Origin of the sequence: Virgibacillus chiguensis, from assembly GCF_900129865.1 — a bacterium.
Classification (GTDB): Bacteria; Bacillota; Bacilli; order Bacillales; family Amphibacillaceae; genus Virgibacillus; species Virgibacillus chiguensis.
Genome location: NZ_FQXD01000021.1, coordinates 45,333 through 57,824 on the forward strand (window position 1 = coordinate 45,333; position 12,492 = coordinate 57,824).

Genomic DNA, 12,492 nt, shown 5'->3' on the forward strand with positions numbered 1-12,492 from the left:
CCGCTTTGTATCTAAGATGTTTTTAAAGTTTTCACACGTTATCATTTTACATCATGTTCTTTGTGTTTTTAGTTTCTATAATGCTTTTACATCAAGCGTTTCAATAAACTGGACGAATGCTTTTACAATGTTGAGCTTTAACGTTTCTTCATGATAGTACATCCAAGTTTTTCTGGTCACGGATTCACCCGACGGTAAATGAATGGGTCTAATGAATAAATCGGTGTGTGGACGAACGACAAGATTGGCTATAACGGCATAACCAAGTCCATGAATGACCATTTCTTTACATGTTTCCACTTGATTGACTTGAATATTTATATTTGGATTTTGTTTATAGGTGCTATACCACCATTGATCGACAATACTCCTCATTTTCTCATCTGTATGGTAATCAATCCGAGGTAATTGAGGAAGATCCTCCCATTGGAAATCCCACGGAGAAGCAATACAAATCTCTTCTTCATATAGTAAATGTTTATTTTCATTCCAAATATAATCCCCTTTGATGAAACCAATATGTACATCATGATTTAAAATAAGGCGGTGCATTTCGCTACTCCACCCTGTGACTACTTGAAATTCCACATCTGGGTAATTTTGCTTAAATAAGCGTAACAATTTCGGCATTTTATTCAATGCGAAAAAATTTGATACGCCGACTCGAATCGTGCCAGCAAACTGATCTTTCATATTATGAAGCTGCTCTTCAATCCTTCTTTGTTCATATAACATTTTTTGTGCGTGGAGAGCCAATTGTTCTCCTTCTGGTGTAAACGTAATGCCCCTCTGTTTACGTATGATAAGCTGGACATCATAATACATTTCCATTTTTTTTATACGAGACGTTAACGTCGGTTGAGATAGAAACAGCCGTTGCGCAGCTTGTGTAATATTTTCCGTCCGATATAATTCCGCTAACATTTCCCAATCTTCCGTTCTCATAAAAAACACCCCGTTTTCTTGCATTCTGATATTGAAAAATTTTATGTCTAGTAATTAATATTATATATTTTCCTAATCTTCAATTCAATTCTATAATATAAATAGAGAAAATAAAGGAAATTATCGAAAAACCTAGAGGAGGATGTTTATGAGTACGAAGCAGCAGTTTGTTCCTGGTTTAGATGGCGTTATTGCAGCAGAGACGGCTATATCATTTCTTGACACAGAACAAGAAAAAATCATTATTCGCGGGCATGAATTAATCGATTTGTCGCAAAATAATGACTATATTGATGTTGTGCATCTTTTGTTAGATGGTAACTTACCAACTGCCTCTGAAAAAACGGCTCTTGAAAAGAAGTTAACCTCTAATTACGATATACCAGATCAAGTGATGCAAATTTTATCTCTATTGCCAAAGCAAACACACCCGATGGATGGATTGCGGACAGGATTGTCAGCGCTTTCTGGATATGATGGAGATATAGATAATCGTTCTTTAGAAGCGAATAAAAGTAGAGCGTATGAGCTATTAGGCAAGTTGCCAGCTATTACGGTAAATAGCTTTCGTCTCATTCATGGGCAAGAGGTTGTCAAACCGGATCCAACACTTTCGTACAGTGCAAATTTTTTATACATGATTACAGGGGAGAAACCAACAGCGTTTGAAGCGGAAATATTTGATCGTACATTACTACTTTATAGTGAGCACGAAATGCCAAATTCAACATTTACTGCTAGAGTTATCGCTTCGACAAATTCCGACCTTTATGGAGCCTTGACAGGGGGAGTTGCCTCCTTAAAAGGAAATTTACATGGTGGTGCGAATGAAGCGGTAATGTATATGCTAAATGAAGTGAAAACTGCCGCTGCTTTTGAAGAATTAATTCAAAGAAAGCTTGCCAATAAAGAAAAAGTAATGGGTTTTGGGCACAGAGTGTACATGAAGAAGATGGATCCAAGAGCGTTAGTGTTGAAAGACGCTTTAAAGCAACTATGTGAGAAAAAAGGAGACTACACATTATTAGAAATGTGTGAAGCTGGAGAAAAAGTAATGCGAGAGGAAAAAGGTTTATATCCTAATCTCGATTATTATGCAGCACCTGTATATTGGATGCTTGGCATTCCAATCGGTCTTTATACGCCGATTTTCTTTAGCGCACGTACAGCGGGATTAGCTGCACACGTCATAGAACAGCATAACAACAATCGCATATTCCGTCCGCGTGTTCATTACATTGGAGAAAGTTATTAATCTAGATTGAAGGAGCGATCATGCATGGTACAAGTGAAAGATGAAAGAAAGACAGATCAACTATTAGAAGACATAGCAGATTATGTGTTAAATAAAGAAGTTACTAGTGAAGAAGCTTTTTCTACCGCACATTATGTGTTAATCGATACATTAGGTTGTGGGATATTAGCTCTTAATTACCCAGAATGTACGAAACATCTTGGGCCGATTGTACCCGGGACAGTAGTACCAAATGGCGTGCGCGTTCCTGGCACTTCCCATACATTAGACCCTGTGCAAGGAGCGTTTAATATTGGTGCGATGATTCGTTGGCTCGATTATAATGATACATGGCTTGCTGCAGAGTGGGGGCATCCATCTGATAATCTTGGAGCTATTTTAGCAGTGGCTGATTTTATTAGCCGCCAGAATATAGCGAACGGAAAAGAGCCGCTTAAGGTGAAAGATGTATTAGAAATGACAATTAAGGCACATGAAATTCAAGGAATTCTTGCTTTAGAGAACAGCTTGAATCGTGTCGGACTTGATCATGTTTTATTTGTGAAAATCGCCTCTACCGCTGTCGTAACGAAAATGCTTGGTGGTACGAAAGAAGAGATTATTCATGCATTATCCAATGCTTGGATTGATAATTCTAGTTTACGTACGTATCGTCATGCACCGAATACGGGCTCTCGTAAGTCTTGGGCTGCTGGTGATGCAACGAGCCGAGCTGTCCGATTAGCGTTAATGGCTTTAAAAGGGGAAATGGGTTACGCAACGGCGTTAAGTGCTCCAGGTTGGGGCTTTCAAGATGTGTTATTTAATAAACAAGAGCTTGTATTAAAACAGCCTTTAGATAGTTATGTCATGGAAAATGTACTTTTTAAAGTATCTTATCCTGCTGAATTCCATGCCCAAACAGCAGCAGAAGCGGCGATTGAGCTTCATCCTGAGATAAAGGAACGCTTAGATGAAATTGATCACATTACGATTTCTACCCATGAGTCAGCAATTCGCATTATTGATAAAAAAGGACCGTTGTATAATCCAGCTGACCGTGATCACTGTTTGCAATATATAACAGCTATCGGTTTATTAAAAGGAAATATTGTGGCAGAAGATTATGAGGATGATGTTGCTGCTGATCCAAGAGTGGATATGTTGCGTGATAAAATGGTTGTTACAGAAAATAAAGCATACACAGAGGATTATTTAGATCCAAATAAACGTTCCATTGCAAATGCCGTTCAAGTTCATTTCAAAGATGGTACGCAAACAGCAGCAATTGAACGTGAATATCCATTAGGGCATCGTTTTCGCAGAGAAGAAGCAATTCCAAAGATACTAGACAAGTACGCAGCTAATTTGGCGACACAATTTGCTAGCAAACAGTTGCAGGAAATTGAATCTGTTAGTTATGATTATGGTAAGTTAGCGGAGATGGATGTAAACGAATTTATGGAATTATTTGCGAAGTAACGAGGAGGACATCAAAAGATGGCATGGATTGTCGATGAACCGAAAACACAAAAAGAGTTAGCAGAACAATTCAAAGCGCTCATGTACGCAGAGGAGATTTTACAAATTCCTGGAGCCCATGATGCGATGGCAGCGCTCGTTGCTAAACAAACAGGTTTCCATGCGCTGTATCTATCTGGGGGAGCGTATACGGCTAGTAAAGGCTTACCAGATTTAGGAATGGTAACATCAACGGAAGTAGCTGAAAGGGCTAGAGACTTAGTTCGGGCTACGAACTTACCAGCTTTAGTAGATATTGACACTGGTTTTGGCGGTGTGTTAAATGTAGCTCGGACAGCTCAGGAGATGTTTGAAGCGAATGTTGCTGCAGTGCAAATAGAAGATCAGCAGCTACCAAAGAAATGCGGTCATTTGAACGGGAAACAGCTTGTCACAAAAGAAGAGATGGAACAAAAGATACAAGCAATTAAAAAAGTAGCTCCTTCGCTAGTAGTCGTTGCTCGGACCGATGCTCGAGCTAATGAAGGGTTAGACGCTGCCATTGAACGAGCGAATGCATACGTAGCCGCTGGAGCAGAAGCGATTTTTCCCGAAGCGTTACAAACGGATGAAGAGTTCCAAGTGTTTGCGCAGAAAGTCAATGCACCACTTTTAGCAAATATGACTGAATTTGGAAAAACACCTTATATCACTGCTGAAGAATTTCAACGTATGGGCTTTAAAATGGTGATTTATCCAGTAACTTCTTTACGTGTAGCAGCTAAAGCATATGAACGAATCTTCAAGCTAATTAAAGAAGAAGGTACACAAAAAAATGGTGTTACAGATATGCAAACGAGAAAAGAACTGTATGAAACCATTTCATATGATGACTTTGAAGCATTAGATAAAAATATTGCGAAAACGGTGTTAGGAGAATAATTGAGAGCAGGCTTTACTGTGTTAACAGTAGAGTCTGTTTTAGTGTGGGAAGATTCTAAAAACGGTTAAGGCAGATAAACGATGGTAAATGATACATGTGATTTTTAAAGAAGAAGTAATGTTTATCTGCCTCATCTATATAGGGTAAAGAAACAATAGTGACACCTTTTTGTTTCACAATTAATGGAATCATCCATTCATAGATAACTTCGCCAATACAATGAGTGATTATTCATTCATTGTATGCATTAAGCTAGAAAATAAAGAAATGTAAAGCTAGCTACATAAAAAGGTCTTAAACTATTGTGTAAGTTTAATAGCTTGTCAAGCTGTTGACTGCATTTTACAGTTCTTCGATCAGTTAAGCCGTACTTTAAACCTAGTGTAATCATTTCTTGCTTTTTGTCATGAATACTTGCAGCCAATCTAGATGGATCTGGGTCAATCACTTTCATGGTTACAAATCTTCCTTTCTAATTTGAAAATTTTTAGGTGTTATGTCGGAAACACACAAAAATAAGTATGCTCATTTATTTGTTAAATTGCAATACTTTCCACAAAGGTTGTCAAAACATCTGAAAATATGACAAAATTATTTATAAAAACGATTCCTTATCACCCAATTATTATAGCAATATCAATAGTATGATTACTACCTAAAATGTCCTAGTAGTAATTTTTTAAAAGCTAATGAGTCTCATTTTTCAAGTCGTGCAGCCTCGTTTATCATGCATCTAGTACATGATAAACGCTCCGTTCCAATAGATTAAATCACCACAGGATAACTACAGAAAGGATTCTTATACTTGTCTCCTTTTCCGCAGCGGTCACATTTGATTTTTGATAAATAGTCATGCCTCCTTCTACATTTTTTAATGTTGAAAGACCAAGGGGTTCGTTGTCTAAAAATAGACAACGTTTTCTAAGGAGTGGAGTCATCTATTGCGAAAAAACTCACATGTTTTCTATTTTGTAACTTATTTTAATTCATAGCAGTACGTTTTCATGCATTCATTGTGAATTTTGTTTCTTGGCTACTGTAAAATGCCTTACAGCTTCTAAGGGCAAAGGATATCTATGTAATTATTTGTGTAAGCTGTTACAATAAAAGAGTGTAAAGATAAATGTAAATGAGGTTTCGATAATGAGTAAAATAAACGAAGTAAAAGCGGTGCTACGTACAGAATCAGGCAAACGGGAAGGAGTAACAGCGAAAGATGTCAGCGGACTTTTGCATATTGATCGTTCTACGGCGAGTCGCTACTTAAATGAGTTAGTAAAGCAAAAGGATGCCGTAAAAGTACCAGGAAAACCAGTGAAATATATCGCAAATATGCACGCGGAAGAGACAGGCTTAAACGATGCAGATGGTATTGGCAAAAGTTTGCGTCCTATTTTAGAACAAGGGATGGCAGCTTTATTATATCCTTCGCGAAATATCCCGATTTTACTTACGGGGGAAACAGGTACGGGGAAAACGTATCTTGCAGAAACTTTATGCAAATTAGCTAGAAAACGGATGAGCGATCAAGGGGATGTCCCATTTGTAACATTTAACTGTGCAGATTACGCACAAAACGCAGAGTTATTAGTAGGACAAATTTTCGGGGTGAAAGAAGGCGCATTCACGGGCGCGAATGAAGATCGAACTGGTCTTGTAGAGAAAGCTGATGGAGGTATCCTTTTTTTAGATGAAATTCACCGCTTGCCTCCTTCTGGTCAAGAGATGTTGTTTTATTTAATGGATAAAGGTGTTTATCGTGTGCTAGGAGAAGCGACGAAAGATCGGTATGCTACGATTACGATTATCGGAGCGACCACCGAAGATCCGCATAAGGCATTACTTCCTGCTTTAGTTCGGCGGTTTTCGATTAAATTGACATTACCGTCGTTAAAAGAGAGAACTTGGGAGGAAAGAGAAGAGCTTGTTAATTATTTCTTGCGCCAAGAAGCGAACAAAATGGATACGAGTTTAGCTATAACAGATCAAAGCCGTGAAGCGCTGCTCTTATATCCTTGTCCGGGAAATATAGGTCAATTAAAAAGTGACATTCAAATTGCTTGTGCACACGCTTATTTACGTTACTTAAATAAACAGAAGGAAAAAGTAACAATTCAAATAGCAGATTTACCAGATAATATTGCCAGCTTCGGTAGCTCTTCTTCTTTAGAACAACGGGAAGTAACTTCTACCATTGAAAGGGAAAAAGCGATTAGTGAGCATCTCCCTAATATTTATCAAAAAATAGCTAAACAAGCGGATCATCAATCAATTCATACAACCATTCAAAAATATATTGCTGATTTATCAAAGAAATATCGTCAGCCTGACTTTGTGCAGCAAGGGTGGCAACAATTAATTGATGAGGATTTGTTTCATGCTTTATTAGATGCTAAAAATCGACTATCTGATTTGCCTGTCCAGTTTAATAATAATCAATTGTACGTGATTGGTTTGCATTTACAAAATTATCGCAACCATCAACATGAAGCAAGGGAAGAACTCCCCATTGTTGTGCACCCTAACCCAGTATACCGAGAAGCGGCGCAACAGTTAGCTACCCATTTACATACAACGATAGGATTAGCATTACCAGAAGAAGAAATTGCCTTATTGGCTCACTTTTTAACGGCTAACGAAAGCAATGTGCTTCACGCTGAGCAATCGATCGCGGTTATTTTAGTTACACACGGGGAAGCTACTGCTTCTTCCATGGCCGAAGTGACAAATACGTTATTAGGAAATGAAGTCATTCAAGCGATTGATATGCCATTACATGTTTCAGCTACAGAAATATACCAGCAGGTAAAGCAAAAGATAAGTACGATGACACATATAAAAGGTGCGCTCTTACTTGTAGATATTGGCTCTTTAATAACGATGGGAGATGCGATAAAGCATGATTTGGATGTGGAAGTAAAAACCTTATCGAGTGTTAATTTACCAATGGTACTAGAAGCGGGGAGAAAGTCACTTATTTCCAATGTGCGTTTAGAAGAAATGTATCAAGCTACGAAAAAAGCAATGACTATTTTTGTGAAAGAGAAAACAAATTATTCCCCAGTAGAAAAAAAGCGTATGATTACTACCGTTTGTTTTACAGGAGAAGGGGCTGCGCAATTACTAGAATCGTGGATTGAGGATCAATTAGCAGAAGTAGATGAGGATGTTCTCATTCGTTCTGTGCGCATTGATCCGACTACAAAAGATGCCTCCATGTTGGAGGAGTTAAAACAACATTATGATATTGTCGCTATTATTGGAACAGTTCCTGTTACGATAGAAGGAGTGCCTTATATTCCTGCTTGGGAGCTTTTACAAGAAGAAGGCATTGCGAGAATGACTAAATTATTAGAAGTGACGCGAAAATCTCCGAAATTACGAGAAGGAGAAATAAAGCAGAATGAAGTCTTTCCACTTGTGTCTAAAGGGCTTGCGGAAATTGTCACATTTATTAATCCGCAATCATTAGTAGCAATTTTAAATGATTATATGGAACCTATTGCAACCTACTATCATTGGGATGTAAATAGGAAGTTAGGGATGTGGATGCATCTTGGTAGCTTAATGGATCGTTTAGTAGGTGCAAAATTGCAAAATAATATGGAGCAGTTGCTTGCTTCTGTACCAATTGATCGGCAGTTTACAGTAGCAGAAGGAGAAAAGGAAATTTGGGAGCCACTGTTTACCAAGTTAGAAGCAAAATACCATCTCCCAATTTATGAACCGATTCGCAATGCATTACAAAAATTGTCGCGTTAATGTGTGCAGAAATCTTGCACACATTTTTTAAAATGACTGAAACCCTTGATTTGAAAGGGTTTGTTTGTGTTGGCATGATTTTTGCATATATAGAAAGTGAGAGGACACAAATCAGAGAGGAGGGAGGATAGTGAAGAAGTTTTTAACGATGTATGCCGTTTTATTTACAGCAATATGGGTTGGGTACGGCATATATGCACTATGGACGAATCAAGAATCTGCAAATCTCATTTTAGGATTTGGTATCGCTTTTTCAATCGTCATTTGTTTAGCTTCATGGTTTTCTTATTGGCTTATGCGCCACTATAAAAGAGTGGATAGCATGGCGAAGAACATTTTAAGTCATGCGAAAAACAAAACGAAATAATAGATGGGAGAAATGGAAAATGGAAAACAATCAAGAAATCAAATTAATTATTTTATGTAGTTGGGGAGCAACTTCCAGTCAATTAGCGAAAAAAGTGCAAGAGGCAGCAGAGAATCGAGGTCTGTCTGTAACGGTTGACGCAGGAGGGACAGGTGAATTTAAGCAAAAAGCGAGTAATTATAATGTAGCTTTACTCGAACCACAAGTTCGCCATTTGAGGAAAGAAGTGACCAAAACAGCAGAGCAATATGACATCCCAGTTGACCTAGTGGATCAACGTGCCTTCGCATTAATGGATGGCGATAAAGTATTGGATCAAGTTTTAAAATTGATGAATAAATAGGAGGCGTGAACAATGATTGAATGGTTAGAAAATCATTTAATGGAACCTTTAGGTAAAATCGCGCAAAACAAATATTTACAAGCAATTCGTGATGCTTTTGTTATTTTTGCTTTACCGGTTATTATAACAGGAGCTATTTTCTTAATTATTGCCAATCCACCATCAGCTATCGATTGGGGACCTATTCAAGCATGGGAAAGAGCAGTGTCACCGATTCAAGCCGAACTGTTATTTCCATTTAATTTAACATTTGGTTTAATGGCTTTAACGGTATCATTTGGTATTGGCTATAGTTTAGCAACGAGACATGATATGGATGCGGTGATGGCAGGGATACTTTCTATGTTGGCCTTTTTCATGACTGCTTTTCCTGTAACGGACATTACGAAAGTTCCTTTTGGCGATATTTTAAATTATTTAGGTGGACAAGGATTATTCGTTGCCATCATTTTAGGGATTGTTACGACAGAACTCATGCGATTTTTAATTAAGAAAGGCTTTACGTTTGAAATGCCAGCGGGAGTACCGCCATATGTGATGCGAACATTCCGAGCACTAATTCCATTTATGATTATTTTACCGCTCGTTTGGATTATCGCTTGGATCGTTTGGGCGAATTATGAAGTAACACTACCGCAATTAGTACTGGATTTATTCAGTCCATTAGTTAGTGCATCGAATTCGTATTGGGCAGCACTTGGTATGATACTTTTAATGCTTATTTTATGGTCCATTGGTATTCATGGGATGAACGTTGTTTCTTCTGTTGCGTATCCATTTTGGATGACGCAGCTAGCGGAGAATGCGGATGCTGTGAAAGCAGGTACAGAAGCATCTGGTATCGTTACAGAGCCATTCTTCCATATGTTTACACATATTGGGGGGTCTGGTGCTACGCTCGGACTGGTTATTTTTATGCTGTTCTCAACTTCAGCGCAATTAAAACAAGTAGGGAAAACAGCTATTATCCCATCGCTGTTTAATATTAACGAGCCAGTTATTTTTGGAGTGCCAATCGTGTTGAACCCAATTTTAATCATCCCATTTGTTTTAGGACCAGCAATTATTGTTACTGTGAACTACATTTTATTTGCAACTGGCATCTTGCCACCGGTTATTATTCAACCACCATTTACAGTACCTATTTTCCTTGGCGGATTTATTGCCACAGGTGGTTCATGGTTAGCGGGATTAGTGCAAATTATGAACGCCATTATTGCTACGGTGATTTATTATCCATTCTTTAAGAAATATGAAAAACAATTAACTATGCAGGAAAAAGAGGAAGAACCAGCAGCAGTAGGCAACTAAGAGGAGTGTTAGAAATGAACGGAGAAGAGATTATGATGCAGCTCATACTGCACGGCGGCAATGCCCGCGGTGCAGCTTATGAAGCATTAGATGCGGCAGAAGAATATGATTTTACGGAAGCAGAAAAGAAACTGGAAGAAGCGCATGAAGAATTTGTTCAAGGACATAAATATCAAACGGAATTGATTCAAGGGCAAAGTGAAAGTGCGACACCAAGCTTTTTCATGATCCATGCACAAGATCATATTATGACAGCTCAAGCGGAAATTCAGTTAATTAAGCGTATGGTTACGCAGTTGCAAAAAACAGAGAGTATAGAGAAGCGATTGGAAAAGCTAGAGAAGAATTAAAGAAGTTTACTACTTTATCCCATAGATCCAAAAGGTTTATGGGATAGTTTTTTGACTTGAATTCACGTTAGGTCTATAGGATGACATCGTAGTTAAATGAGGCATACTAAAAAATACTAAACGTAATGCGTTTGCTCTTTCTTCCCTCCATTCATATTTTGCTATCTTCCAATGATTACAGTATGCTACCTTATAACCAGCTTTTCATGAAACAATTAACTCATCACCCGTTTATAAAACCATTGAAATAAGCTATAACATAGTCCAATAAATATCCAAAAACTAATTAAATAGGTGATTGTATAGACGTTAATCTCCCCTTGAAGCCAAAATAAGAAAAGGGAGGCAGGGAACAAAACGAAAGGGATGACATACTTGAAAGCACGTAATGTTTGCACTTCTAATTTTCGCCACTCTTTTTTACAGAATAGATGAATAATAGAAATAGCTACCCCAAGCATACCTGCAGTTAACCTGCCAAGATCATAAATATCTAGTAATTGTGCAAGTAAAGTCCCACTTGCCGCACTCCATAAGCCAATAATAAAAACAGATATAGTAAGTTGATCGAAATTGCTCGTGCTAGAAGGCGTTACATAGGATTCAGCTAAAACATCAGGAGAATGGAAAGTTTGAAGTACAAGGCGCTCGGCATCTTCTTTGCTATTACCTTGCATTGTTTCTTCCATGATGGCATTGGAGAAATGATCCTCAATTTCAGCTACGATAGCTTTTCGTTCCTCTTTCGGTAATTCTATCAGCTCTTCTTCTAATTTTCTTAAATAAGTATCAGTGCTTTTGATCTTCATCATTCGTAACCTCCTTCTGTAATTTCCATAACAAATCCATCGATTCTTGAAACAAGTTTAATCGTTCCGATAAAACTTGCGCGCCTTTTTTAGATAGTTGATAGTACTTTCTGCGTAAGCCCGTATCTGGGTTATCCCAATACGTATCTACTAGTTGGTTAGCTTCTAATCTTTTTAAAAGTGGATAAATAGACCCATCCGAAAGCTCAAACATGGGATTGGTTTTTAATGCTTTCGTAAGTTGGTATCCATACACAGCACTGTCTTTCATTAGAATCATAACAGCGAGTTCAGCGAGGCCTTTTCGAATTTGAATAAACCATCTATCATGATTGGTCAATATTTCTACCTCCTTCCTTACCTATAGGGAACTGCATTGAGTTTTGCGAATTTTGTATGGGGAAAAGAGTTTGTATTCTTTATTCTAAAAAATCGGTAAAATGGATGGTTCACTATGAGATATTATTACAACAAAAATAGGTGTTAATACTACATATATATCTTTGGCATCTATTACAACATGAATTATTCGAAATTTACAGACAATTCATAGGGGTTATAGGCGGAGTCCTTGATGTACAATTAATTATTTGAAGTTCCTAATTTGTTAGCTTCCAGAGTCGCACTACAACTTTTTAACGTTTTTAGCCAAGAAGTCTCCATCTTCAAGCGTGTGAAGGGTGAAATCCCAGCGGTAAGGTGGAGATGAATTGGCTTTCGGTCAAGTACGTCTTTAGACGTGCTAATTGACCGAACGCATGTTACCATAAGAGCATGAAGTGTTCTTTGAAAACTGGATATATGAGGTTGCATGGAGAAACTAATAATGCGAAAACCAAGCGAATCCTTCCATGCGTAAAATATCCAAGGTACGAAAGAAACTCCGATTCGTCGGACATCTAGGGCAGGAACTTCCCGAAGTAACGCTCATGGAGACGAAAGGTTGCTTTCGTCGTGGAAATGAGAA

12 protein-coding genes are annotated in these 12,492 nt (G+C 37.9%); 8 read left to right on the top strand and 4 right to left on the bottom strand.

From position 1 onward, the window contains the following. Positions 1-75 precede the first annotated feature (75 nt). The gene (locus BUB45_RS17400) at positions 76-945 is read right to left on the bottom strand and encodes a LysR family transcriptional regulator (protein ID WP_073012825.1); all 870 of its coding nucleotides are present in this window, start codon (positions 943-945) and stop codon (positions 76-78) included. A 148-nt stretch (positions 946-1,093) separates the two neighbouring features. Between BUB45_RS17400 and mmgD the strand changes: the two genes are divergently transcribed. Genes mmgD through prpB form a run of 3 tightly spaced genes read left to right on the top strand, consistent with a single transcriptional unit; the run spans position 1,094 to position 4,582 of the window. Continuing rightward, positions 1,094-2,200 (top strand): citrate synthase, encoded by a 1,107-nt coding sequence (gene mmgD / locus BUB45_RS17405; RefSeq protein ID WP_073012828.1) that lies wholly within the window; start codon positions 1,094-1,096, stop codon positions 2,198-2,200. Between the two features lie 24 nt (positions 2,201-2,224). Beyond that, positions 2,225-3,661, top strand: coding sequence for a bifunctional 2-methylcitrate dehydratase/aconitate hydratase (locus BUB45_RS17410; RefSeq protein ID WP_073012830.1), 1,437 nt, complete (start codon positions 2,225-2,227; stop codon positions 3,659-3,661). An 18-nt stretch (positions 3,662-3,679) separates the two neighbouring features. Then, positions 3,680-4,582, top strand: a complete 903-nt coding sequence (prpB, locus tag BUB45_RS17415; RefSeq protein WP_073012833.1) for a methylisocitrate lyase — start codon at positions 3,680-3,682, stop codon at positions 4,580-4,582. 248 nt (positions 4,583-4,830) lie between these two features. Here prpB and BUB45_RS17420 read toward each other — a convergent pair whose 3' ends face one another. Then, positions 4,831-5,037, bottom strand: a complete 207-nt coding sequence (locus BUB45_RS17420; protein ID WP_073012835.1) for an aspartyl-phosphate phosphatase Spo0E family protein — start codon at positions 5,035-5,037, stop codon at positions 4,831-4,833. Between the two features lie 689 nt (positions 5,038-5,726). Between BUB45_RS17420 and BUB45_RS17425 the strand changes: the two genes are divergently transcribed. The 5 genes from BUB45_RS17425 (at position 5,727) to BUB45_RS17445 (ending at position 10,716) form a co-directional block, all read left to right on the top strand. After that, a complete protein-coding gene (locus tag BUB45_RS17425; protein WP_073012837.1) occupies positions 5,727-8,345 on the top strand; it encodes a sigma 54-interacting transcriptional regulator in 2,619 nt (872 codons plus the stop codon). A 130-nt stretch (positions 8,346-8,475) separates the two neighbouring features. After that, complete coding sequence (locus tag BUB45_RS17430) at positions 8,476-8,712, top strand: hypothetical protein (RefSeq protein WP_073012839.1); 237 nt, start codon at positions 8,476-8,478, stop codon at positions 8,710-8,712. Between the two features lie 19 nt (positions 8,713-8,731). After that, a complete protein-coding gene (locus BUB45_RS17435) occupies positions 8,732-9,055 on the top strand; it encodes a PTS sugar transporter subunit IIB (RefSeq protein WP_073012841.1) in 324 nt (107 codons plus the stop codon). 12 nt (positions 9,056-9,067) lie between these two features. Next, positions 9,068-10,366, top strand: a complete 1,299-nt coding sequence (locus BUB45_RS17440; RefSeq protein WP_073012843.1) for a PTS sugar transporter subunit IIC — start codon at positions 9,068-9,070, stop codon at positions 10,364-10,366. A 14-nt stretch (positions 10,367-10,380) separates the two neighbouring features. Continuing rightward, entirely contained in the window at positions 10,381-10,716 is a 336-nt protein-coding gene (locus BUB45_RS17445) for a PTS sugar transporter subunit IIA (RefSeq protein WP_073012845.1), read from the top strand. A 215-nt stretch (positions 10,717-10,931) separates the two neighbouring features. On the opposite strand, the gene BUB45_RS17450 is transcribed toward BUB45_RS17445, so the two are convergent. Together BUB45_RS17450 and BUB45_RS17455 are read right to left on the bottom strand one after the other, a co-directional pair. Further along, positions 10,932-11,528: an HAAS signaling domain-containing protein gene (locus tag BUB45_RS17450; protein WP_073012847.1), complete on the bottom strand. Its 597-nt coding sequence runs from the start codon at positions 11,526-11,528 to the stop codon at positions 10,932-10,934. Further along, complete coding sequence (locus BUB45_RS17455) at positions 11,506-11,865, bottom strand: PadR family transcriptional regulator (protein WP_244527762.1); 360 nt, start codon at positions 11,863-11,865, stop codon at positions 11,506-11,508. The genes BUB45_RS17450 and BUB45_RS17455 overlap by 23 nt, the downstream gene beginning before the upstream one ends. Positions 11,866-12,492: the final 627 nt, after the last annotated feature.